Below are 23,923 nucleotides of genomic sequence, written 5' to 3' on the forward strand. Positions count from 1 at the left end.
CCCGCCGATGCCTCGCACCGCCGCCAGCATCACCGCCAGCACGGCAAAGGTAATGCACGTCAGAAGGGGACTGATATAAAGCATCATGGCAAGTGTCCCCAAAAAGGTGGCTGCGGAAGAGATCAGGGAGGCAAAGGAGTTGTTGATGGCCTCGCTCACGTTGTCAATGTCGTTGGTAAAGCGGCTCATCAACTCTCCGTGGGTGTGCGCGTCAAAATACTTCAGGGGCAGGGTTTGCAGCTTTGCAAACAAGTCCCGCCGCAGGGCGGCCACGGTGCTTTGGGAAATCCGGACCATCATCCGGGCATAGGCAAAGCTCAATCCCGCGCCGAGAAGATAGATTCCCCCCATCACGGCCAGCATTTTTGCAAGGCCGGGAAAGTTGCCGGGGAGAATATAGTCGTTGATCAGCGGGCGCATCAGATAGGACCCGCCCACGCTGCACGCCGCGCTGAGGAGGATGCAAACCGCCACTACCGCCAGCCGGAGCTTATAGCGGCCAAGATAGGCCATCAGCTTTCCTACGGTACCCCGCAGGTTTTTTGGCTTTTGATAGCCGCCCTGATTGGGTCCGCCCCGGGGGACGGGGGCACGATTCGCGCCGTTTTTTTGTTCAGCCACCGATACTCACTCCTTCCTGCTGGGACAGATACACGTCCTGATAAATTTCGCAGGTCTTCATCAATTCCTCATGGGACCCCTGCGCCACAACCCGGCCCTTATCCAGCACCAGAATCAAATCCGCGTCCGCGATGGAAGAAATCCGCTGTGCGATAATCAGCTTTGTGGTGCCCGGCAGGTCCCGGCGGAAAGCCTCGCGGATTTTTGCATCCGTGGCGGTATCCACAGCGCTGGTGGAATCGTCCAGAATCAAAATTTTTGGCTGCTTCAAAATAGCCCGGGCAATGCACAGCCGCTGCTTCTGCCCGCCGGAGACGTTCACGCCGCCCTGTCCAAGGTCGGTGTCCAGCCCTTCGGGCATCCGGTCGAGAAATTCGTCCGCGCAGGCGGAGCGGCAGGCGGCAAGAAGCTGGTCCTCCGTGGCATCGGGATTGCCCCAGAGAAGATTTTCCCGGATGGTGCCGGAGAAGAGGGTGTTCTTTTGCAGCACCACGGACACCGCGTCCCGCAGGTGCTCCATGGTGTAATCCGCCACGGGGCGGTCCCCTACAAGAACGGAACCCTTCTGCGCCTCGTACAGCCGGGGAATCAGGGACACGAGGGTGGATTTTCCACTGCCGGTGCCTCCCAAGATCCCCACGGTGGACCCGGCGGGGATGTGAAGACTCACATCTTCGAGTACCCACCCGGCGCTCTCGTCGTTGTACCGGAAGCTTACATTTTCAAAATCCACGGAGCCGGATTTCACCGCCACTCCGTTTTTGGCCTGCGCGTCGGTGACGGAGGGAACCTCGTCCAGCACTTCGCAGATGCGCTTTGCGCAGGCGATGGAGCGGGACATCATCATAAAGATCATGGAAACCATCATCAGGGAAATCAAAATTTCCGTGATGTAGGAGAAAAAGGCGGTAAGGCCGCCCACCTCCATGGTGCCGGCGAAAACCATTTTCCCGCCGAACCACATGACGGCGATAATGGTTCCGTAGATAATCAGCATCATCACGGGCATGTTTACGACCACGGAACCAAAGGCTTTTTCGGAGGTTTCCCGCAGGCTGTTGTTCCGTTTGGAGAATTTCTCCTTCTCATACTCTTCACGGACAAAGGATTTTACCACCCGGATGCCGGTGAGGTTTTCCTGTACCACCAGGTTCACATCGTCGGTTTTCTCCTGAAGCAGCCGGAACAAAGGGCCTACCTTTGTCATCAGCAGCACCACGAAGATTACAAGCAGCGGAATCGCACCCAAAAACACGCGGGAGAGCTGGCTGCTCAGCCGCACGGCCAGCACCAGCGCCGCCACCAGCATCACCGGCGCCCGGACCAGCAGCCGCATGCTCATCATCAGCGTCATCTCCAAAACCCGCACGTCGCTGGTCAGGCGGGTCACAAGAGACGCTGTGGAAAACTTTTCGATGTTGGAAAAGGAGAAGTTCTGTACCCGTGCGTATTCCGCCGTCCGAAGATTTGCGCCAAAGCCCATGCCCGCCCGGGCGGAGGACGCGGCGCTGCCAAGACCGAAGGCCATGGCCACCGCCGCCAGGACCACCATCAAAAGGCCCTTGCGCACAATGAAGCCCGTGTCGGCGTTGGCAACACCGATGTCCACAATGTCGGCCATCACCAGCGGAATGAGAAGCTGGAAGATGGCGTCCATGGCAGAGCAGGCGATACCCAGCGCGATCCATGGCCGATAGCCCTTGGTATATGGCAGGAGTTTTTTCAGCATTTTTTCCGGTCCTCCTCTAAACTTTGAATCATGCGATTGACAAGGGCGTAAAACTGGGACAGCTCTTCAGCTGTGAAGGCGGATTCCAAAAGGCGCTCCGTCTCCCGCATTTCCTGATGCAGCTGCTCCAACCGCGCCCGCCCCGTTTTCGTCAGGGCCACAAGCCGGCGGCGTGCGTCCGACTCGTCGGCGCTGCGTACAATCAGCTCCCGCTCCACCATGCGGTCCACAATTCCGTTGACGGTGGAGGGCTTTACCCGCAGATGCTCACCCAGCGCCTGCTGAGTGGATTTGCCGCCCTGATGGGCAAGATGTACCATGACATGCGCCTGAAGAGGCGTCACGTCGTATTTTGCCATGCGCGCGTCCGCCCGCTCCCGAAACAAATGGGCCGCACAGCCGATGGAACGCCCCAGAGATTTCATTTCTTCCATAATGCCGGCTCCTTTCCAAATATATTACGCAGGCTAATTATTAGCGTGCTAAACAATAACACGTTTTAGAAAAGTTGTCAACACGCAATTTTGGATTTTATTTGAACGTATTGTGAACAAATTTTGAAAAAATGCAACGTTTGTAAACAAACTATGAAAGGTGCCTTGGGGCCGTTGACATTTCTCCGGCCCGACGTTATTATGAACACATCAAGCGGAACACTTGATACATTTCTCCAATTTCTCCCTCTCCTTTCTCTATACCATACAGGCAAAGCGGACGGCTGGCAGGCCGTCCGCTTTGTCGTATTCCGCCACAGAAAGCCCGGCGCAAGCCGGGCTTTCTGTGGGCCGCCGTTCAGATCACATAGTTGCCGCCGGTATCGGAGGCTGTCAAATCCGCCACGGTGATATTGTCAAGATAGTCGCGGATCACCTTGTCCAGCCCGCGCCACATGGGAAGCGTTCGGCACTCCGCCATTCTGGGGCAAGACACGGACTCCCCCTCCAAGCAGGCAACGGGAGCCAGAGATTCCTCCGTCAGGCGAAGAACGGCCCCCACGGAATACTCCTCGGGAGACTTTGTCAGGCGATATCCGCCGCCTTTGCCCCGCAGACCGGTCAAAAGCTTCCCCTTGACCAGAAGCTTGATGATGCTCTCCAGATATTTCTCTGAGATATCCTGCCGCTCTGCGACCTCCTTCAGGGGGACATAGCCCTCCGTCCGGTGCTCGGCCAAATCAATCATCACCCGCAGAGCATAGCGGCCCTTTGTTGAAATCAGCATATAAAACTCCTCCAGATGTGTTAAACCTATTATATAATATGGTTAGTGGGGAATCAACTGAAAGCCTTGGAAATTTTTTTCGCTCTGCCTATTGACAAACTCAAGAAGAATGCTTATAATTCATATTAACCTACTTGAAAGGTTGGTAATGATATATGAATTTCGTGCTGTCTCTGCCCATTGGCTTTCGATGTTACCCCGTTTCCCATACCCGGAGGGAAGCGTCCTGCTGAACCACATAAACAACATTGAATGAATTATAGGAGGAACAGACTATGAGCAATATTTATACTTCCGCTGATCAACTGATCGGAAAGACCCCGCTGCTGGAGCTGAGCCATATTGAGAAAGAAGAAGGACTGGAGGCCCGGATTCTGGGCAAGCTGGAATACTTCAATCCCGCGGGCAGCGTGAAGGACCGCATCGCAAAGGCCATGATCGACGACGCGGAGGCCAGCGGCAAGCTGAAGCCCGGCTCCGTCATCATAGAGCCTACCTCCGGCAACACCGGCATCGGCCTTGCCTCCGTGGCGGCTGCCCGGGGTTATCGCATCATCATTGTCATGCCGGAAACCATGAGCGTGGAGCGCCGCCAGTTGATGAAGGCCTATGGCGCAGAGCTGGTGCTTACCGAAGGGGCAAAGGGCATGAAGGGCGCCATTGCCAAGGCGGAGGAGCTGGCGGCGGAAACGCCGGACAGTTTCATTCCCGGCCAGTTTGTCAACCCCGCCAACCCGGCGGTGCATAAGGCGACCACCGGCCCGGAAATTTGGGAGGACACCGACGGGAAGGTGGATATCTTCGTGGCGGGCGTCGGCACCGGCGGCACTGTCACCGGCGTGGGTGAATATCTCCGTGAGAAGAACCCCAATGTGAAAATCGTGGCTGTGGAGCCTGCGGCCTCTCCCGTGCTGAGCGGCGGCGCGCCGGGAAGCCACAAGATTCAGGGCATTGGCGCGGGCTTTGTTCCCGACGTGCTGGATACCAAGATTTATGACGAGGTCATTCCGGTGGAGAACGACGACGCGTTTGCCGAGGGCAGAAGAATCGGAAGAGCCGAGGGCGTTCTGGTGGGTATTTCCTCCGGAGCCGCCGTGTGGGCCGCCGTGCAGCTTGCAAAGCGTCCGGAGAATAAAGGCAAGACCATTGTGGCTCTTTTGCCGGATACTGGCGACCGCTATCTTTCTACCCCTCTGTTTGCAGAATAAAAGGCCTTGTCCGGGGCCGCCGCTATGCGCGGCGGCCCCGGACTTTTTGTGCGCCCGCACGGTCTTTTAGCGAAAGCCCCACGGTGGATGCACCGTCGGTATAATCGACGGGGTGTTCGCAAAAACTTCACAGGTGTGGACTTGCAAAATTCCACATTTATGATAAGATAGACAGAACAAACTGCCGGTTGCGCAGATGCGCCGGTGAAAATCTGTCATCAGGAGGTGGGACCATGGAGATTCATGAGTCGGCGGAGGACTATTTGGAGTCCATATTGGTCGTGCAGGAGAGATTGGGGTCCGTGCGCTCTATTGACATTGTGAACGATTTGGGCTATTCCAAGCCCAGCGTCAGCATTGCCATGAAAAAGCTGCGGGAAAACGGCTACATCTCCATGGCGGAGGACGGAACCATTACGCTGAGTGACGCCGGCATGGAGATTGCCTCCCGGGTTTATCGGCGGCACAGAACGCTGACGGAGCTGTTTACGTTTTTGGGCGTGCCCGCTGAGATTGCCGCGGAGGACGCCTGTCGGGTGGAGCACGATCTCCACGAGGAGACGTTCGCCCGGGTCAAGGAGTTTTTGGAGAGGGCCAAATCAGACAAAGGCTCCGTCTGAGGGCGCAGGGCCCGCGCGGACCGGACAAGGAGAGAGAAATGGATTACGCGAAGGAATCCCTGCGGCTCCATGGAGAGTGGAAGGGAAAAATTGAGGTTGTGGCCGCCGTTCCGGTGGCCACGCGGGAGGACTTGTCGCTGGCCTATACCCCCGGTGTGGCCCAGCCCTGTCTGGAGATTCAAAAGAATCCGGACAAGAGCTACGAACTGACCCGGCGGCACAATTTATGTCTGGTGGTTACGGACGGCAGCGCCGTGCTGGGTCTGGGGGACATCGGCCCGGAGGCGGGTATGCCCGTGATGGAGGGCAAGTGCGTGCTGTTCAAGGCCTTTGGCGGAGTGGACGCGTTTCCTCTGTGCGTGAAAAGCCATGATGTGGACGAGTTCGTCAACACAGTGTATCAGATTTCCGGCAGCTTCGGCGGCGTGAATCTGGAGGATATCGCCGCGCCCCGCTGCTTTGAAATCGAGCGGAAGCTGAAAGAAAAGTGCGACATTCCCATTTTTCACGACGATCAGCACGGCACTGCCGTCATCACGCTGGCGGGGCTTCAAAATGCGCTGAAAGTGGTCGGCAAGCGGCTGGAGGACGTGAAAATCGCGGTGAACGGCGCGGGCGCCGCCGCCGTGGCTGTGACCAAACTGCTGCTTGCCGCCGGGGCGAAGGATATCGTCCTATGCGACCGCACGGGAACCATTTACAAAGGCCGGGAAACCGGAATGAACTGGATTAAGTCGGAGCTGGCGGAGATCACGAACCCCCGGAAGCTTCGGGGCGGGCTGAAAGAGGCCATAGCGGGCGCGGATGTGTGCATCGGCGTGTCTGCTCCCGGTTCTGTGACGGCAGACATGGTGCGCTCCATGGCGGAGGACGCGATTATTTTTGCCTGCGCCAACCCCACGCCGGAGATTTTCCCCGACGAAGCGAAAGCCGCCGGGGCGCGGGTGGTGGCCACAGGGCGCAGCGACTATCCCAATCAGATCAATAACGTTCTGGCGTTTCCCGGTATTTTCCGGGGAGCCTTTGACGTGCGCGCCAGTGACATCAACGAGGAAATGAAGATGGCCGCCGCGCAGGCGCTGGTGGAGCTGATTTCCGGGGACGAGCTGAACGAGGACTATATTATCCCCGCCGCTTTTGACCCCCGGGTAGGCCCCGCGGTGGCGAAGGCCGTGGCGGAAGCGGCCCGGAAAACCGGCGTTGCCCGCATCTGAGGTGCGTTCCCGGAAGCCTTTTCCAGAAAGACAGCGAGCACTGAGACGGCAATTTTTCAGATAGACCGGCATTGCCGCATCTCAACCGGCGGACGCGGCAGAAGGGGGCTCTTCCCAAGTGTCGGAGAGTCTCACGGGCAATATTCCGAAGGATTTGACAGAAGAAATACAAAACAGGACAGAGGCCGAAGCCTCTGTCCTGTTTCTTTTATTTGGTTGGCGCAGGAAGAACTCCCGCAGGTGGCAGCATAGGCAATTTTAAAAACAGGCGAAATGAAGGGCAGTTTGCCCACTGGCGTCCTTACTTTCTGGCCTTGAACCCCCGGACATACTGCTCCGGCCAAGAGTATTCCACGTTCAGGTCCCGGGCTGTGTGAAGAACCCAATAGGGGTCCCGCAAAAGCTCGCGGCCCAAAGCGATCAGGTCCGCCCGGCCCTCGCCCAGAATCTGCTGGGCCTGATGGGCCTCAGTAATCAGGCCCACGGTAATCACGGGCAGGCCGGAGGACTGCTTCAAAATCTCCGCGGCTCTTACCTGGTAGCCGGGATAGATTGCCGTCGGCGGCGTGGGCATCACGCCGCCGGAGCTTACGTCCAGCACGTCGATATACGGCTTTACAAGCTCCACAATTTTGGCCATTTCCTCCGGGTGGATGCCCTCCGGCTCATAATCCTCGGCGGAGACGCGCAGAAGCACGGGCTTTTCCGCGGGCCAGACCTCATGCACCGCCCGCAGCACCTCAAGCAGGAAGCGGCAGCGGTTTTCTGTGGAGCCGCCGTAGCCGTCCGTGCGGTGGTTGGTGAGGGGCGAGAGAAATTCGTTCAGCAGGTATCCGTGGGCTCCGTGGATTTCCAGAGCGTCAAAGCCGATGGCGGCCGCCCGGGCCGCGGCGCTGCGGAACGCCTGAACCACGTCCCTGATCTCATCCTCTGTCATCTCCTTGGGCACGGGGGATGTTTCCTCGAAGGGGATGGCACTGGGGGCGAAAATCGTCTTCTCCTTGGCCTCGCACTTGCGCCCCGCGTGGTTGAGCTGAATGGCCACCTTGGCCCCGTATTTCTGGCAGGCGGCAACAATCGGCTTCATCGCCTCGGCCTGCCGGTCGTTCCAAAGACCAAGGCACCGGTCGGAAATGCGGCCCTCGGGCAGCACGCCGGTGGCCTCCACAATAATCAGCCCCGCGCCGCCCACGGCCCGGGAGGTATAGTGGGTGAAGTGAAAGTCCGTAGGTACGCCGTCGCCTTCGGTGCTGTACATACACATGGGAGGCATGACGATTCGGTTGGGCAGAGTCATGCTTTTTACAGTGAGCGTGTCAAACAGGTTCATAGGTTGTTCTCCCTTCTGCCGCAAGGCTCAAGAAACTAATTGAATGATATGGCTATCATAGCACGGACAGGTGATAGATGCAATGAGAAGGTGGGGGGAAGACCTGACATTTCACGGAAGAAGCGCATCGGGCCGTGCCCGCCCGGCCATGAGCTGCGGGGGAGACATAAAGGACAAAAGGCGGCCATATCCCCACGGGTATGGCCGTTTTAGCGCATAAGGCCCATTCCCGTCTTGCCGTTAAAAAAGGCATCCCTGCCGCTTAATATCAGGGAGATCGCTTGAGCTGAAGACCCTGTTTCTGCCGGATTGTTTGGCGTAATACATGGCGCAGTCAGCTTCGCGTTGGATGTCCGCAATGGACTGGTGACACTGACTTTTTAAAGCCACGCCAATGCTTGCCGTGATCTTCACCAGACTTCCTTCCACCGCAATCTCCATCTGCTCAATTTTCCGGCGGAGCTTTTCGGCAAGGGCCATGGCATCGCTGAGGTCGGTTTCCGGAAGAAACAGAGAGAATTCTTCTCCGCCCACACGGCCAATTAGGTCGCGCTTTCTGCAAGCCTGCCGGATGCATTTGGCGGTATTTGAAAGAACCATGTCTCCCGCGCCATGACCGTAAGTATCGTTGATTTTCTTAAAGTGGTCCAGATCTAGAAACAGCACGGAACAGGGCGCATGAGAAGCTTGCTCGGAAAACAGCTTTTTTTCGGCTTCTTCGTAATACGTGCGCGGGTTTAAAACGCCCGTCAGGTCATCGTATCTCGACAAGTAGAGGAGCTTTCTATTTGTCTCCTCCAGCGCTTGCTCCAGTTTTTTTGTCTTGGTAATATCCATCAATGCAACCATTTCCCCGATTGCATATCCTGTATCGTCCCGCAGCGGGCAAACGGAGACATAGAAGGTTTTTCCCTCAATGACCACCTCATGGTCCGGGGCCTGCTGATTCGCGTCAAACATACGAAAATCACGAATGATATTTCTGCCGCTCTCTTTGCTCATATCTTCAATTTTTCGCCCGATGAGGTCCTCGATGCGAGAGCCGCTGATTGATGCAAGTGCCTGATTAACTGCTACGTGCTCGCCTTTTCGGTTAATCAGCACCATTGCCACCGGCATGGATTCAAACAGCTTTTCAATTGTAATTGACGTATTCATAATTGTGATTTCTTTCATAACAGCATCCTTTTTCGTTCGGTTCAAGGCCCATCAAAATTACATTTACCGGAAAAGGTAAACGGTTGCAGTAATGAAAATAATTGCCAACCGCTATTTGAATGCTCTTATTCTACATCAAATCGGGAATATGCGCAAGATTCGGAAATTAGCCTCCCTTTTTTGCCGATTTATCGTGGTGTATAACTGCGTAAAAAGGCTGCGTGTAGTCCATCGTAGCAAAATCCGGGTCGAGCCAGAAGAAGTGGCAATTGCAGATAAGAACCGTCACACCACCGACTGAATTGCCGCCATAAAGTAGTTCGCAAGCTCCTCCGGCGATTGCTCCATATCGTTTTTCAGCCACCACCGGACCACGCCCACAAAGCTGCCCGCAATGTGATCCATCAAGAAATCCTCCGGCAGCACGGCGCTTTTGCGCATACTCCCGCCAAGAATATGCCGGGTCACCAGCTCGTTGAAATATTCGTTAAAATAACGCTGAAAAAGCTCACCCTGCTCGCAGGTTAAAAGAACCACAAGCATTCTTCCGTGCTCACGCAGATGGTAGAAAAGATGGGTGACAATTGCCTTTGGGTCGCCCCGGGTCATGGAAAAATCGTGGGTCGGCTCCGCTTTGGGCGCTTTGGAAAAAACGTGGGCAAACATCTCTGCGCACATCTCCCGCAAAAGATCGTCCTTAGTGGGAAAATGCGCATAAAAGGTGGTCCGGCCCACGTTGGCTCCGTCGATAATCTCCTGCACTGTGATCTGCGAATAGCTGCTGTGCAGCAGCAGCTCACTGAATGCCTCGAAAATCGCATCTCTCGTTTTTCTCTGACGTCTGTCCATACGCCCACCCTTTCGGAACAGTTTTACCAATTTATTCGGTAGCGCACATTCCGTAAAACCCGGTTCTTGTAACCGTAATGCACGTTTGATACACTAACTAACGAACAATCTATTCGGTTGTGAATTGATTGTACTGAAAATTGGCGGAATAATCAAGTGCCAATATAGGAGTGGGAGAATATGTTCAAAAAAGCGAGCGAATTGCTGACAGGATTAAAGTGGACTCTGGTTTCCGGTGCGTTTCTGATATGTAGCCTGATTTTGCTGCTGACGAAAACAAAGCTTCCCGTGGACCCGGCTTGGGTGACGGTGGCGTTGTCCGGGTATCCGCTGGTCTATGAGGCGATTTTCAATCTCACGTGCGAAAAACGGATATCCTCTGCGCTGCTGATTTCCATTGCCATGATTGCATCTATTACAATTGGAGAGGTTTTTGCCGCCGGTGAAGTGGCCTTTATTATGGCCATCGGTGAAATTTTGGAGGATAAAACCGTTGAGCGGGCCAAAAAGGGATTAAAGAAGCTGATTGGTCTTACGCCCGTACAGGGAAGAAAAATTGTTTCCAATGCGTCGGGGAGAACCGAGGAAATTATTTCGGCGGAGCAAATCCGCAAGGGCGATCTTCTCCGGGTTTTACCCGGAGAGGCCATTCCGGCGGATGGCGAAATCACTGCCGGGAACACCTCGGTTGACCAGTCCATCATGACGGGTGAATCACTTCCCGTGGATAAGGGCCCCGGCGACAGCGTGTTTTGCGGGACCATAAACCGCTTTGGCGCAATTGACATTACTGCTTCCAGAGTCGGAGAGGACTCCTCTTTGCAAAAGCTGATTCGCATGGTCCAGGATGCGGAGAACAAAAAGGCGCCCATGCAGCGGATTGCGGACAGATGGGCGGCATGGCTTGTTCCTGCCGCGTTGGTCATCGCCGTGATTACCTTTATGGCAACAAAGGATGTTATCCGCGCCGTGACAATTTTGGTGGTGTTCTGCCCATGTGCGCTGGCGCTGGCCACGCCCACCTCCATTATGGCGGCCGTGGGACAGGCCACCAAGCACGGCGTAATTATCAAATCCGGCGAAGCGCTGGAAAATATGGGAAAGGTTGACTGCATCGCCTTTGACAAAACGGGAACGCTGACCAACGGAAATCTTGTGGTGGCGGATATTCTTCCGCTGGTGGAAGAAGTCAGCCCCCAGCGGCTGTTGGAACTGACCGCCGCGGCTGAGTCCTATTCCGAGCATCCACTTGCAAAAGCGATTGTTGCCTGCGCAAAGGAGCAGAGCGTTGCGGTGGAAAGCGCCGCCGACTTTCAAATGCTTCCCGGCAGGGGAATCACGGCGGTGGTGGATGGGCAGGCGCTGATCTGCGGAACGCTTGAATTTCTTAAAGAAAAGGGCATTTTGATTGACGAAGCCGTCGCCGGTCCGCTGGATGGGTTTTGCGCACAAGGAAAGGCTGCTATTCTTGTTGGAAGGGAACAGTCACTGATCGGTGTGATTACGTTGTCCGATACCCTGCGGGAGTCGGCCTGCGATATGGTGGAGGAGCTGCGCGGGATGAATGCGGAGGTGGTGCTCCTTACGGGAGACCGCGCTCACACCGCCAAGTATTTTGCCGCGCAGGCCGGGATTCAGACGGTAAAAGCGGAGCTGCTTCCCCAAGGCAAGGTTAGCGCCATTGAGGAGCTTGAACGGCAGGGGCGAACGGTCTGCATGATTGGAGACGGCGTGAACGACGCGCCTGCGCTGAAGGTCGCCCGGGTGGGCGTTGCCATGGGCGGGATCGGAAGCGATATTGCCGTGGAGGCGGCGGATATTGCGCTGGTTGGCGACAACATTTCAAAGATTCCCTACCTCAAGAAGCTTTCCAACACCACGCTGCGTACCATTCAATTCAACATCACGCTGTCTATGACAATCAACCTCATTGCCGTGGTTCTCTCCATCGCCGCCGTGCTGAATCCGATTACCGGCGCGCTGGTACATAATGCCGGTTCCGTGCTGGTGGTGCTGAACGCCGCCCTGCTTTACGACCGAAAGCTGGCGTAGGGCAGGAGGGCAACTAGAAACCCTTTCCCGCATTTGTGGCTGAAAGCCAATATGCCTGAGACTTGCCGCAGCCAAACGGGGGAGAAGGCCGCTGTCACAAGCTGGGTTTTAAAAGTGCTGAATGGCAAACCGACTGAGAAATAAGGGCGCTGAAAGGGAGAGGTGCTTCGCACAAAAATCAGACCCGCCTCAGGCGTTAAAAAGGAAGCCCTGATTTTCAGGGCTTCCTTTTTTGTAAAGCAGAGTAGTTTGAAAAGCGGCTCGTTATTGAAACAGATAGCTGGTCATGGAAAGCGCACCAAGGGTGCAGGCGTCATTAAAAACGGTCACGCGCTCAGCGTTTTCCGATGCGCCCAATACGTACAAAAGCGGCGAAAAATGATCCGGCGTTGGAACGGACATCCCGGCGGAAGCGCCTGCCCGTTGATAATTGATCACGTTTTCGTTTTGGCGAGCCAGCACGTGTTCTTTGATATACGCGTCAAATTCCTCCGCCCAGGGATAGCCTCCGTCCATGCCCCAATTTACGCGGGCAAGGTTATGCACCACATTGCCGCTTCCAAAAATCAAAACGCCCTCCTCCTGAAGGGCGGAAAGCTCCCTGCCGATTTGATAATGCTCATGGGGGGAGAGCCCCCTGTCAACGCTAAGCTGAAATACGGGGATATCGGCATCCGGATAAATTCTGTGCAGGACGGACCACGTGCCATGGTCATGCCCCCAAGAATTGTCAATTGTGACGTTGCGGCTGATCATGCTCTTTGCAAGGTGTGCAAACTCAGGAGCGCCCTTGGCAGGATAGACAATTTTATAAAGCGCATCCGGAAAACCATACATGTCATAAACGGTTCTGGGAGCCTGCGCGTCCGTAACCCGGGTGCCCTCCGTAAACCAATGCGCGGACACGGCCAATATAGCCGCGGGCCGCGGAATTTTATTGCCAAGGGCCTTCCACTCTTCGACAAACCGGTTCTCTTCAACTGCGTTCATGGGGGACCCGTGACCGACAAATAATGCGGGCATTTACACACCATCTTTCTATTGTGATATACCAAGAGGGTAACACAAATTTGTACAAAAATTCAAGCAGAAATTATGAACAGCGGCGCTTTCAATGGAGAGAGTGATTGCGGCAATGTGCTGTGCGATTTTTTTGACCGGACAGCAGCTCCACATCGCCATGATGACCTGCCTTGGCGTGACCATCCTTCTGCTGGCACTCACCGGCTGTCCCTATAAGACGATTGAAGAGGCAATCCTTCACGGCGGCAAGCTTCTCATTCCCGCGCTGGTGCCTGACAAGCTTGCATCGCTGGAGGCCAAGAAGAACGTGTTGGAAAGGGCCATTTATGAGTTGAATACCCACGGCTTGACCGGTGCGCACGCAATTCAGGGCAAGCATGTGGACCTGATGGAATATACAAACGCCTATCAGGAGCTGAATCTGGAAGGCCGCCTGACCGCGCGGATTTACCTTGGCTATGACGAACTGCCCAACTGCTGCATCCGCACCGGCTTTGGGGACGACATGGTGAAATACGGCTTTTACAAACTGTATGCCGACGGCAACTTTGGCGGTTACTCTGCCGCCATGCTGGAGCCGTTCAGCGACAGGCCGGATACCTGCGGCCAGGCCAACTACACGCAGGAGGAAATGACCGCCCGCATCAGGGCGGCCTATGAGCGCAATATTCAGGTGGCTGTGCACGTCATCGGCGACCGGGCGGCAGATATGCTTACCACCGCCATTGCGACGGTGTATCTTGAAAATCCCAAGCCCGACCCGCGCTTCCGCATGATTCACATGTCCGTGCTGAATGAGGACATTATCCAGCGCATCAAAAAGCTTCCCGTTATGTGGATATACAGCCCATGTTTATCCACACGGATATGCCGTGGATTGAAGCCCGCGTCGGCGCGGAGCGCGCGCCGTACGTCAATCCGTTTGGCAGGCTGCTCAGGGAGGGAATTCTTCTCACCGGCGGATCGGACGCGCCCGGAACGCCCCACGACCCGTGGGAGGCCATTTATGCCGCCGTGACCCGCAAAAATCTCGAGGGAAAGCCCGAGGGCGGATGGTACCCGGAAAACTGCATCGGCGTGTATGATGCAGTGTGCATGTACACAAAAAACGCGGCGTACTCGTCCTACGAGGAGAATATTAAGGGGACCGTCACAGTTGGAAAGCTGGCGGACTTTATTGTGCTTGACGAGGATGCTTTTGCCATGGACCCCATGAAAATTAAAGACATTCAGGTCAGAAGTACGTATCTTGGCGGCAAGCTGGTGTACGAGAGAAGCGGGGAATGACCACCTGCGCGTTGTCTCATGGCATTTTCCATTCAGGCCGCTGAATGTCTGGGTCAACAGCACGGCGAGGGCCGGCACATTGGTGTGCCGGCCCTCGCCGTTTGGATTGCCTGTATACCGGATGAGCCGGAAAAAAAGGGGTTACTTGCGCAGCAGATTGTAAAGGACCTGCGCCATCTGTGCGCGGGTGGAGGAGCTTTGGGGCAGGAGATATCCGTTTTTGCCGCCTACAACCCCGGCTTCCACCAGATAGGCCATGGCTTTTTGCGCGTAGGGTGCGACGCTGCCGCTGTCCGCAAAATCAGTGAGCGCCTTTCCGGAATCGCCCTCAGGAAGCTGGCCCAGCGCGTTTAGTGCGTTATACAGCAGGGTAAACATTTGCTGGCGGCTGATGGTCTGGGTCGGTGCAAAGCTGTTGTTACCGACGCCGCTTGTGATGCCAAGCTGCTTTGCCGCCGCCAGATAGCCGGTGTAGTAGGTGCTTCCGGCATCTGCAAAGTTATCCGCTGCGCCGTCGATTGCCTCAATGCCGTATGCCTTCAAAAGCAGGGTGATAAATTGCCCGCGTGTCAATGTTGCGTCGGGAGTGAAGGTTGTGTCCGTTGTGCCGCCGGTAACGCCCCGGGCGGCGAGATAGGTGACGGCGTCGGCGTACCACGCCCCGTCGGACACATCGGCAAAGGTCACCTTGTTGTAACCCACGGAATACTTGGAAAAGTGGGTGGTGGTGAACGTCACCGTGCCGGAGGCTACGTCATAACGGCCGCTTAACACGGTTTCCAGATTGCCGCTTGCGTTGAGATAGCTGACAATGACGGCGTTGGGGTCCTCGCCTGCGCCGAGGGTATAAGGTACGGAAACAGCAACAGTGCCGCCAAACTGCGAAACGGTTTTTCCGCCGCTGGTGACAGTGAATTCATACACCGGGCGGCTCCCCACAAGAGCCTGAACCGCCGCAGGCAGTGCGGAGGGATCCACACGGGCGGTGGACACTGTCACGTTGCCGGAGACTGCCCCGGAGATGGCAGCTAGAGATGCCGCGTCGAAGGTGACGGAGCCAAGACTGCTGGAAACGGTCAGGCCGCTCACATTACCGGAGACAAGAGATTTTACGGATTCTTGCGGAATTGTTGCCGCCGCGCTGGAAACGCCGGAGGTGTTAGCCAGCTTGATTTCAACCTTTGGCGTTTCCCCGGAGGCTTTCGCCGCCTTCTGTGCCTGTTCCAGCGCGCTTGTCACCTGAGATGCGGGAACAGAAGCCGTTGCCGCGCCATTTTTCACGGTGGGGGTCACAGTTGTGGTTGCGGTGGAGCCGGAGGTTGTGGGCGCAGGCGTTGAGGAAGCGCCGCCGCCGGAGCCGCCGCCGTTCCCGCCGCCGCCATTGGCGGTCCAGCTTGCGGTCACGGTTATGTCCTGATCGGGCATGACAAAGGTAGTCGCGGCGCTGGCCGCGTTTGCAAAGGACATGCCATTGGAGGAGCTCCATCCGAAAAAGGTATAGCCGCTGCGGCTGCCCGCGTCGATGGAAACCGTGACGCCCGGAAGATAGCTGCCCCCGCCAGCCAGCACTGCGTAGCTGCCAGCTACGGTCGCGGAATGCGAGCCGGGAAGAGGGGATTGGGGGTCAAAGAGCAGCGACGTGGTCACGGCGCTGTCATAGCCGATGAGTGCCGCTGTGGAAGGAAGGTAATTGAATGTGCAGTAAAGATTTTTCAGTGCGGACAAGCCTGTCACGTCCAGCGAGGTCAGGTTGTTTAAGGAGCAGTTCAGGGTTTGCAGAGCGGAAAGACCCGACAGGTCCAGCGAGGGCAGGCTGTTGTCGTTGCAGTTCAGCGTTTGCAGAGCGGAAAGGCCCGACAGGACCAGCGAGGGCAGGCTGTTGTCGTTGCAGTTCAGAGTTTGCAGAGCGGAAAGACCCGACAGGTCCAGCGAGGTCAGGTTGTTGCTTACGCAATTCAGAGTTTGCAGAGCGGAAAGGCTCGATGCGTTCAACGAGGCCAAGTCGTTTCCGTAGCAGTTGAGCGTTGTGAGATTTGAAAGGCCTGACAAAACCAGCGAGGTCAGGTCGTTGTTCCCGCAATTCAGGGTTTGCAGAGCGGAAAGGCTTGACAGGTCCAGCGAGGTCAGGTTGTTGCCGGAACAGTTGAGGGTTTGCAGTCCGGTAAGATATTCAATTCCGGCAAGGCTGCCAATCCCCCAATTGTTGATATCAAGCTGGGTGATTTGCGCTAATTCGGCCTGATAAACAGGGGCATCTGGGATATAGCCTTTCCCCAGAGCAACCCGTACCCCGTACAGGAAATTGCCGTCAGGAAATGCGAAGGAAAGGTCCGTGCCTGTGATCTCTATGGGAAAGCTCTGATAGTAGTTTTCAATCCCGGCGATTCCACCGACCACGATGATCTGGACTTGAACTGTTCCCGCGTAAGAAGTGGTCAGAATGTTGTTTTCAATGCGAGCGCCCGTTGTGCCGCTGTCCATGGCTGAGATTGAAAAGGCAATGTCGTTGCTGCTCTTTGAGGCATTTGCAGGGAACACTGTTCCGGTCAGCGGCAGGGGTACTCCGACCTCAACGGTGGTGGGCAAATCAAGAATTTCCTGCACCGAAATGAAGCCGGGCGCCTGCGGCGCAAAGGTGAAGTGCTCTTCATCAGAATTTGGTAAATCCGTAACGTCCGATTCGTTGCTCATCCAGTTGCCTGAGCAGTTGAGTGTGAAGACGTTAGAATGTGTTAATGAGGGAATGCTCAGAGACGTAAGGCGATTGTATTGACAGGATAGGGACTGAAGGTTGCTCTTACTCAAGTTGTTCAGTGTGCCCTGCAAGTCCAGCGATTCCAGCGCGTTGTTATTACAGTTCAGCGTTGCCAAGTTTGGCAGATTGGTCAGTGTCAGGCTGGTCAGCCGGTTGTATGAGCAAGTGAGCGACATTAAATGGGACAAGTTTGCCACGCTCAACGAGGTCAGCTTGTTGCCGAAGCAGTACAGCTCGGTAAGCTCTGAAAGGCCCGATACGTTCAGCGAGGTCAGCTTGTTGCCGGAGCAGTCAAGGATACGAAGTGACGTGAAATGCTCAATGCCTGCAAGGCTTGCGATACCCTTGTACTTAACGTCAAGGAGGGTAATTCCCGCAACATCCGAGACGAAGATCGGATCGCCATCGTTCTTTCCTAAATTCGCCCGCACCGCCGCGAGGAAGTTTGCGTCGGTGAAGCTGGCTGTGATGTCGCCACCTAAAGCCAGCGTGTTTGTGTCATTTGCTGCCACGGTCAGGCTGTCGGTGTAAGTGTAATTGTCCACAGTGAGGGAAATATTTGTGAATCCGGTGGGAAGCCAGAAATAGAGCTTGCCGGAGCTGTCGGTTTTCACGTCTACGTTTCCGTAGCTCGCGGGGCTTGTGATCGCGGTGACGGATTTATTTGCGGACAGGCCCGTCAGGGTGACAAGATAGACGGGAGAGCTGCTCCCATTTTGAGGCCGCGCGCTAAGAGGGGATGCCCCGGAGAGGTTCACGCTGCCACCGGAAATGATTATGTCTGTTCCGGTGCTGACGGCTGGGCCGCTGACAGAGGAAAGACTCACCGTGCCGCCGGAAATGGTTATGCCTGTTCCGGCGCTGACGGCTGGGCCGCTGTCAGAGGAAAGATTCACCGTGCCGCCGGAAATGCCTATGCCTTCTCCGGCACTGACGGCTGGGCCGATGGAGGAGGAAAGACTCACCGTGCTGCTGCCAATGAGGACGCTGGTGGCCGCACGGACAGCGTAGATTGAGCCGGAAAGCGAGACCGTGCTGCCGTTAATACTGACATTGGTGGCGGAATTAATGACGTAAATGCCGCCGCCGCCGGTCACAGAGCTGTTTTCTTTGATTTGAACGCTTTGACCCGCCTGAATACCGGCGGAGGAAACCGCGAAGGATGCGCCGTTGATCTGAAAGCCGTTGTTGGGTGCGCTGATTCCCAGGCTTGAGCCGGAGTATGTCCCTGTGATGTTATAGGAACCGCTGTCTCCGATGGCGAGCATCTGTGTGCCGCTGTCGTATGACCAGCCGGAGCCGCTTGGTGTCGTGCTGAGGGTGGACAGGTCGATGGTGGCGTCCGCCGCAAATGCCGTTACCGGCAAAAGCGTCAGAAGCATAGAGAGCGCGAGGAATGTGCCGCATAGTTTTTTTAAGTGTTGTTTCATTCGGAAAATACCTCCTTATTCGTTTGGGGTTTCCTGCTTTGTAAGCAGGCTTAGAATTTGATCCAGACCGATTCTGGGGCCGTCCCGCCAGTAGACGCTGCGTCCGTCCGTGTCGGGGCGGGGCAGCAGCTCCATCGCCCGCAGGCAGTCGTAGCGGAGGTCTGCCTCCGGCAGCCGCCGGGTGTCAAACAGAATTAAGTGGCCGTTGCTCAGCTCAATATCCAACGTCTGTCCGTCCAGAATATCCACCCGGGTGATCTGCGGCATATGTATCACCTCCGTTTCCTCCGCGGTTGCTATCTTTTTTGTATGCTCTCATTGTAGAGGAAGAATCTCCCTGCGTGTAAAAGGTAAAGATTTCTTTACCGGATTTTAAAATGTTTTGGGACGCTGGATTTTTACCCGGTGATGTGGTACTGTTGCCTTGTGAATGGAGGCGATGAGATGAGGAAGGCAAGGCTGCTGCTCGTTGAAGACGAGGCCGACGTGCTGGAAATCAACCGGGAATATTTTAAGGGCAAGGGATATGAAACCGTCTGCGCCCCCACGCTTGCCGCGGCACGCTTTTCACTGGAGGAGCACGCGCCGGATCTCATTTTGCTGGACGTGATGATGCCGGACGGCTCGGGCTTTGATTTCTGCGCCGAGCTGCGGGCAAAAACCAACGCCCCCATTATCTTCCTGACTTGCAGGAATGAAAATGAGAGCGTGGTAAAGGGGCTTTTACAGGGCGGAGACGATTACGTCACCAAGCCCTATGATTTGAACGTTTTAAGCGCGCGGGTCGCCGCGCAGCTTCGCCGCAACGGATTTCTGTCCGCCGGAGTGATTGAGCTGCCGCCCTTGACGGTGGATTTTCTGGCGGGAATGGCTGTGCTGGATGGAGAGCGGATTCCGCTGACGCTGAAAGAATTGCAGCTTTTGGGCTGCTTTGCCCTGTTTGCCGGGCAGCGGCTGGGGGCGAAGGATATCTACCTCCGGGCGTGGGGCGAGCAGTCTCCCGGCGCGTCGGGAACCGTGAAAGCCCATGTGGCAAATCTGCGCCGGAAGCTCCGGCTGGATGAGGGCGGCTGGTTCGAGCTTGCAAGCGCCGGGAAAAGCGAGTACATTTTCAGCAAGGTCCGGTATTAGCGGCGGGCAGGGTGAAGAAGACAGACGTGCCGTGGCCCTCAAGGCTTTCAATCCAAATAGAGCCCCCGTGCTGCTCCACGATATGCTTGCAAATATATAACCCCAGTCCGGTGCCGGTGTCTTGACCGGCGCCGGATGCTTCTTTTTGATGGTATCGCTCAAAAATATGGGCAAGACGCTCCGAGGCGATGCCAACCCCGGTATCTGACACGCGGATAAGAACACGATTTCCGTCCTGCCCGGCAAAGAGACCGATCTCTCCGTCGGAGGTGAAGCGGACGGCGTTTGAAATCAGGTTTACAATTATCTGCGAGATACGGGCGGGATCAGCATAAAGGTCGGGCAAGCCCCGGTCAATCCGAATGCTCAGGCGGTTTTGATTCTTGTTGAGCATGGGATAGTGCGTATTTACAGCGGCGTGGACAATCTCGTCCAGATGGCAGCGCACCGGCTCCATGACCATTTGCCCCTCCTCCATGCGGGTCACGTCGAGAATTTGCCCCACCATCAGGGAGAGCCGATCCGCTTCGGAGGAAATCAGGGTCATCCGGCGGGACACCTCTTCCGAGAGCGGCGGGGAAAGCTGCCCGGAAAGCTGTTTCGTGGTCTGGGCGTAGCCGGACATGACGGTAAGCGGCGTTTTCAGCTCGTGAGAGACGTTGCCGAGAAACTCTGTTTTCATACGGTCCAGCTTTTCCAGTGCCGCCTTGTCCGATGCAAGGCGCTGCTCCGTCTCTTTGGATTCGGCCAGTACGCGGCTGTTCATGAAGAACAGGGAAACAGTTTGCGCCACGGTAAAGATCAGCATTGCCGCTTCGGAAATGGGGGCGTTGGAATAGGTGGCTCCGAACAGATCGCGGTACATGGCGATATCGCTTACGGCGGCAAGATAAAACACCGCGATGCCGTACAGCACGGCCGCTTGTTCTCGGCTGGGGCGGCGCATGTTCCAAAATAAGCCGGAAGTGCCGGTAATAATGCACACAATAAGCCATAGCTGATAGAATTTCAGCAGGCTGGTATACAGCAGCGAGTCCCCCAGCAGCGTTATCCCGCCGTAAACCAGCGAACCGGCAATGGCGGCAATTTGAATGCCCCGGAGAATCGGCCCCGCGGCGTATTGCCCCAAGTACAGGGATAAAAAAATGGTCAGCAGCGCCACGCTGAGGTATTCCAGCATGAACGCGGTATTCCCGTCCATGGGGAAATAGGTCCATGACTGACTTTGTACGCATTCCCGCAGGGACATGGCAAGGCAGGCCAGGGCGAAATACAGCGTCGCCTTCGTGTGGGAGAGAAACAGATAGACGCTCATCAGAAGCGCTGCCGCGCATAAAAGCGCACCCGTCATCACCAGACCCTCCAACGGCTCGGAAAGACGGGGCGTAACGGTTTCGGTGGCCTTTTGCACGGAGAGGGTCGCCAGATTTGCGCCGCCCCGGATGTGGTAAAATTGGGCGCTGTTTAGAAGAATATCCATTTTACTGTTTGCGGGAGAGGCGGAGACGGTGATGCTGTTCTCCCATACCTCGGTGTCCTGTTTGGTGGTTCCCACGCGGCCTGTTTCTCCCGCCAAAGTGCCGTTCACATACACGCGCATGGCGTGCCGACCGGAAAGCTTAAACGTCAGGGTGTAGGCTTCGTTGGTGTCGGGCAGGCTGAGCACAAATCGCTGGGAGAGGTAGTCCGCCCGCAGCGCGGCAAATTCGTTTGTACTGATGGGAATGGCGGCGTCGGCGGTTTCCGGCGTGAGAAGCGTGCTGGGATAGTAAGTCGAGCCGGGGAGTAATATGACAGCGCGTTTATTCCAATCTGTAATACCGCTTAGGTCGTATCCGGTACTTTCTTCCGCAAGCATGACGGTATTGAGCGTGTCTCCGTGCAGATTGGGAAGCCGGACCAGCAGCGTCAGGGCAACGAGCGTCAGTACCGCCGCGAGGAGGATGGCTGTCGAAGTATGCCGCTTGATGCTCGCTTGCATGAAAACCACCTCCCACCAGAAACGATTCTTGCTTTATTTTAGCCGTAAAAGCGCTTACATGCAAGGTGCAAAATGCAAGCAAACTACCCCGCCTTAAACGGTATCGCGGCCGGTCTAAAGCTGTCAGTACATAACAGATTCCCCGGAACCTACCGTCTGGCAGGCTCCGGGGTGATTGTTTGCTATGAAGTGAGACATCATTGGATGAATCTGTAATCTACATCTAAAATTTTTATATTCCTTAACTCAACGCTTTCAAAAAAATATGGGGTATCAGACAAGTTTCCTCTTACCAGAACATCATAGCTCATCTCAATTTCGATGGGGATAAGCCTTTGAGAATAAGTGTCAACGACGTCGATTAACATGACGGAAGTTCGGCTGTGCTTTTGAAATAGCTCCGGTGGAATATAATTTGAGGAGGTGTCGGATAAGGACACATTCAGCAGCACAAGCGAATCGGGAACCTTATTGTAGTTGAGAAAATCAAGCAGCTTCTTCTCAGACCCCTCCGTTAGCGTAAAATGCGAGTGACCCATGTAAAGACCGGTCTCTCTGTCGAAAATGTCAAAAAAACTATCTGTTATTTTGCTGTACATTTCATCGCCCCCTTAGTATCAGGATATATGCGGCTGGTCCTAAGAATAAAATGCTTTTTTGTTTTTACGGTACTTATATCAATGTGGCGGCGCGTTCCCCCGTAGCTGACGGGGTCCTATTGCCACGCAGTATGAAATTGATCAAGCCCGCCGCCGTTGATACATTCGGCAGCGGACTTGATAAAAAAATTGACATGCTGTATTCCGGCTTGCGCCCTCTCTTGAGGACGTTTATAGAGTATCAGAAGCTTTTTAAAGGAACCTTAAAAGCTCTTTTGAGGCCGGGGTGCGGGCTGCGGCGGATGCGGCGTTCTGGGTTGGCGTGCCTGCGATTGCCCAGAAGATGGGCTTTTACCTGCGGGGCGGACTGGACGAGCTTCCCGGACAATCCGCATATCCAGTGGAACGGCAACGGGAAGTATAAGAGCAGCGACATTCTGGCGGGGAGGTATCCACCTACGATGCCAAAATACGTTGGAAAGGAGGAAGAGGACGTGCCGGAGAGGTTCCGGCCTATGATTGATAAGCTTATGTCGGCAGGCATCATTCAGGGCGATGGCTCCGACCCCACCGGCAACGGGGACATTATCAACCTGACGCATGAGCAGGTGCGCACGCTGGTATTCATCTACCGGGGAGGTGGGTTTGATCGAAAGCTGGAGGTCGTCGGGTTGGAGACGGCGGTATAAATAAGAGCGCCGCCCGAGAATTGGTTTCTTCGGGCGGTGTTTGTCTCGTGTGGAGGATATCAAACGGGCGTTTATTGAATACAATGGATATGAAAGGAGTAGATAATACATGTTTGACAGAGTCGAAATTCCTCATATAGATATCTATGATGGTGAAACAAATGAGTATTATGGGAAGTCCATATTCCACGATAATACAGATGTTGAAATCGGCTTGCTTCAAATCGTTAACTATAAAGGAATACCGAAGTCTATGCTGTTTCAGAATGTTACCTTTCTGCCCGCATCCAACAACTATGTTCCGCCGGCGGTATTCGAAAAAGCTAGACGCACTGCAATTGTACGAGCCGCACTCAGAGATGCAAATTCCCAGCTTTGGATGCCTGCTGATATTCACATGAATTTTGATTCTCAGGTGCGTGGGAAACTATCAGGAGATAAATACAGCTTTAATAGCGTTGAGTACACCGATATCATTGTTGAAGATATAAAAACTTTTCCGCAAGGAAGACCGGATGCCACGCTGAAATAAAGACCGCGTATTTGTATTGGAACTTACCATCGGTAGGCTCCGAGGAGTTTTCCGCTAAGCACCCCGCCGCTCGTCTCACCATATAATGCTAATACGGCAGTCTTCGCAAAGTACATCACTAAGGAAGGGAGGGTGTTCTATGTGTTGCTGCCGTCGTAATCGGAATAATTGGCGCGGCTGCTGGTGGCGGTGTAATTGCCGCTGGCGCTGGTGGTGCTAATTTTAGGATAAATAAATTCCCCGGAACTTACCAAACAGTAGGTTCCGGGGGAATTTTACATAAAATTTATAAATCATGCTTACGGTTTTAACAGAGCGCATTTATTATAAAGCTTGCAAGACCTTTTTCTATTCTTCGTATCCTCTTACGGAGCAGCCGGATGCCATGTGGCGTCCGGCTTGTTCTGTTTATGAAGGAGATGTCCTAACGGAGATACAGGCCGCAGCGGACGCAGTAGGGGGAGAGCCTGAACGATTTCTCATATGCAAGGCCA

At 55.2% G+C, this 23,923-nt stretch carries 20 protein-coding genes and 1 pseudogene; 9 read left to right on the plus strand and 12 right to left on the minus strand.

Features of this window, described 5'->3' with window-relative positions; translation table 11 throughout:
* The 4 genes from RTU96_RS03660 to RTU96_RS03675 form a co-directional block, all read right to left on the minus strand.
* Positions 1–621, minus strand: a 621-nt coding sequence (locus tag RTU96_RS03660; RefSeq protein WP_312635015.1) for an ABC transporter ATP-binding protein, incomplete at its 3' end; no start/stop codon positions are given.
* Positions 614–2,350: an ABC transporter ATP-binding protein gene (locus RTU96_RS03665; protein WP_312635017.1), complete on the minus strand. Its 1,737-nt coding sequence runs from the start codon at positions 2,348–2,350 to the stop codon at positions 614–616. The genes RTU96_RS03660 and RTU96_RS03665, both read right to left, overlap by 8 nt.
* A complete protein-coding gene (locus RTU96_RS03670; RefSeq protein ID WP_312635018.1) occupies positions 2,344–2,784 on the minus strand; it encodes a MarR family transcriptional regulator in 441 nt (146 codons plus the stop codon). The genes RTU96_RS03665 and RTU96_RS03670 overlap by 7 nt, the downstream gene beginning before the upstream one ends.
* A gap of 358 nt (positions 2,785–3,142) precedes the next feature.
* A complete protein-coding gene (locus RTU96_RS03675) occupies positions 3,143–3,571 on the minus strand; it encodes an RrF2 family transcriptional regulator (protein ID WP_312612043.1) in 429 nt (142 codons plus the stop codon).
* A gap of 275 nt (positions 3,572–3,846) precedes the next feature.
* Here RTU96_RS03675 and cysK point away from each other — a divergent pair, with 275 nt between their 5' ends.
* From cysK to RTU96_RS03690, 3 genes are all read left to right on the plus strand, one after another.
* Positions 3,847–4,779: a cysteine synthase A gene (gene cysK, locus RTU96_RS03680; RefSeq protein WP_312635019.1), complete on the plus strand. Its 933-nt coding sequence runs from the start codon at positions 3,847–3,849 to the stop codon at positions 4,777–4,779.
* 233 nt (positions 4,780–5,012) lie between these two features.
* Positions 5,013–5,399: a metal-dependent transcriptional regulator gene (locus RTU96_RS03685; RefSeq protein WP_294856111.1), complete on the plus strand. Its 387-nt coding sequence runs from the start codon at positions 5,013–5,015 to the stop codon at positions 5,397–5,399.
* Positions 5,400–5,437: 38 nt separating this feature from the next.
* Positions 5,438–6,613 carry a malic enzyme-like NAD(P)-binding protein gene (locus tag RTU96_RS03690; RefSeq protein ID WP_312635025.1) on the plus strand — a complete coding sequence of 392 codons (1,176 nt, stop codon included), beginning with the start codon at positions 5,438–5,440 and terminating at the stop codon, positions 6,611–6,613.
* Positions 6,614–6,914: 301 nt separating this feature from the next.
* Here RTU96_RS03690 and namA read toward each other — a convergent pair whose 3' ends face one another.
* From namA to RTU96_RS03705, 3 genes are all read right to left on the minus strand, one after another.
* Positions 6,915–7,943 carry an NADPH dehydrogenase NamA gene (gene namA / locus RTU96_RS03695; RefSeq protein ID WP_312635027.1) on the minus strand — a complete coding sequence of 343 codons (1,029 nt, stop codon included), beginning with the start codon at positions 7,941–7,943 and terminating at the stop codon, positions 6,915–6,917.
* Between the two features lie 240 nt (positions 7,944–8,183).
* Positions 8,184–9,119 (minus strand): sensor domain-containing diguanylate cyclase, encoded by a 936-nt coding sequence (locus RTU96_RS03700; protein ID WP_312635029.1) that lies wholly within the window; start codon positions 9,117–9,119, stop codon positions 8,184–8,186.
* Between the two features lie 267 nt (positions 9,120–9,386).
* Positions 9,387–9,950 carry a TetR/AcrR family transcriptional regulator gene (locus RTU96_RS03705; protein WP_312635030.1) on the minus strand — a complete coding sequence of 188 codons (564 nt, stop codon included), beginning with the start codon at positions 9,948–9,950 and terminating at the stop codon, positions 9,387–9,389.
* 180 nt (positions 9,951–10,130) lie between these two features.
* Between RTU96_RS03705 and RTU96_RS03710 the strand changes: the two genes are divergently transcribed.
* Positions 10,131–12,002, plus strand: a complete 1,872-nt coding sequence (locus tag RTU96_RS03710; RefSeq protein ID WP_312635031.1) for a cation-translocating P-type ATPase — start codon at positions 10,131–10,133, stop codon at positions 12,000–12,002.
* A 264-nt stretch (positions 12,003–12,266) separates the two neighbouring features.
* Here RTU96_RS03710 and ygiD read toward each other — a convergent pair whose 3' ends face one another.
* Complete coding sequence (gene ygiD / locus RTU96_RS03715) at positions 12,267–13,025, minus strand: 4,5-DOPA dioxygenase extradiol (protein WP_312635032.1); 759 nt, start codon at positions 13,023–13,025, stop codon at positions 12,267–12,269.
* Positions 13,026–13,185: 160 nt separating this feature from the next.
* On the opposite strand from ygiD, the pseudogene RTU96_RS03720 reads away from it, so the two are divergent.
* A pseudogene (locus RTU96_RS03720) lies at positions 13,186–13,845 on the plus strand (amidohydrolase family protein); the annotation flags it as partial.
* A gap of 47 nt (positions 13,846–13,892) precedes the next feature.
* Positions 13,893–14,312, plus strand: coding sequence for an amidohydrolase family protein (locus RTU96_RS03725; RefSeq protein WP_312635034.1), 420 nt, complete (start codon positions 13,893–13,895; stop codon positions 14,310–14,312).
* A 141-nt stretch (positions 14,313–14,453) separates the two neighbouring features.
* Here RTU96_RS03725 and RTU96_RS03730 read toward each other — a convergent pair whose 3' ends face one another.
* Together RTU96_RS03730 and RTU96_RS03735 are read right to left on the minus strand one after the other, a co-directional pair.
* A complete protein-coding gene (locus tag RTU96_RS03730) occupies positions 14,454–18,497 on the minus strand; it encodes an S-layer homology domain-containing protein (RefSeq protein WP_312635035.1) in 4,044 nt (1,347 codons plus the stop codon).
* A gap of 15 nt (positions 18,498–18,512) precedes the next feature.
* Positions 18,513–18,764 carry a hypothetical protein gene (locus tag RTU96_RS03735; RefSeq protein ID WP_312635036.1) on the minus strand — a complete coding sequence of 84 codons (252 nt, stop codon included), beginning with the start codon at positions 18,762–18,764 and terminating at the stop codon, positions 18,513–18,515.
* Positions 18,765–18,941: 177 nt separating this feature from the next.
* Here RTU96_RS03735 and RTU96_RS03740 point away from each other — a divergent pair, with 177 nt between their 5' ends.
* Complete coding sequence (locus RTU96_RS03740; RefSeq protein ID WP_312281097.1) at positions 18,942–19,628, plus strand: response regulator transcription factor; 687 nt, start codon at positions 18,942–18,944, stop codon at positions 19,626–19,628.
* Here RTU96_RS03740 and RTU96_RS03745 read toward each other — a convergent pair.
* Both RTU96_RS03745 and RTU96_RS03750 read right to left on the minus strand, forming a co-directional pair.
* Positions 19,609–21,609, minus strand: coding sequence for an ATP-binding protein (locus RTU96_RS03745; protein ID WP_312635038.1), 2,001 nt, complete (start codon positions 21,607–21,609; stop codon positions 19,609–19,611). The two genes, RTU96_RS03740 and RTU96_RS03745, sit on opposite strands and share 20 nt — an antisense overlap.
* 197 nt (positions 21,610–21,806) lie before the next feature.
* Entirely contained in the window at positions 21,807–22,208 is a 402-nt protein-coding gene (locus RTU96_RS03750; protein ID WP_312635039.1) for a hypothetical protein, read from the minus strand.
* Positions 22,209–22,540: 332 nt separating this feature from the next.
* On the opposite strand from RTU96_RS03750, the gene RTU96_RS03755 reads away from it, so the two are divergent.
* Entirely contained in the window at positions 22,541–22,897 is a 357-nt protein-coding gene (locus tag RTU96_RS03755) for a hypothetical protein (protein ID WP_312635040.1), read from the plus strand.
* 109 nt (positions 22,898–23,006) lie between these two features.
* The gene (locus RTU96_RS03760; RefSeq protein WP_312635042.1) at positions 23,007–23,429 is read left to right on the plus strand and encodes a hypothetical protein; all 423 of its coding nucleotides are present in this window, start codon (positions 23,007–23,009) and stop codon (positions 23,427–23,429) included.
* Positions 23,430–23,923 lie beyond the last annotated feature (494 nt).

The sequence above is a fragment of the Oscillibacter sp. genome (genome assembly GCF_032018205.1).
GTDB lineage: Bacteria > Bacillota > Clostridia > Oscillospirales > Oscillospiraceae > Oscillibacter.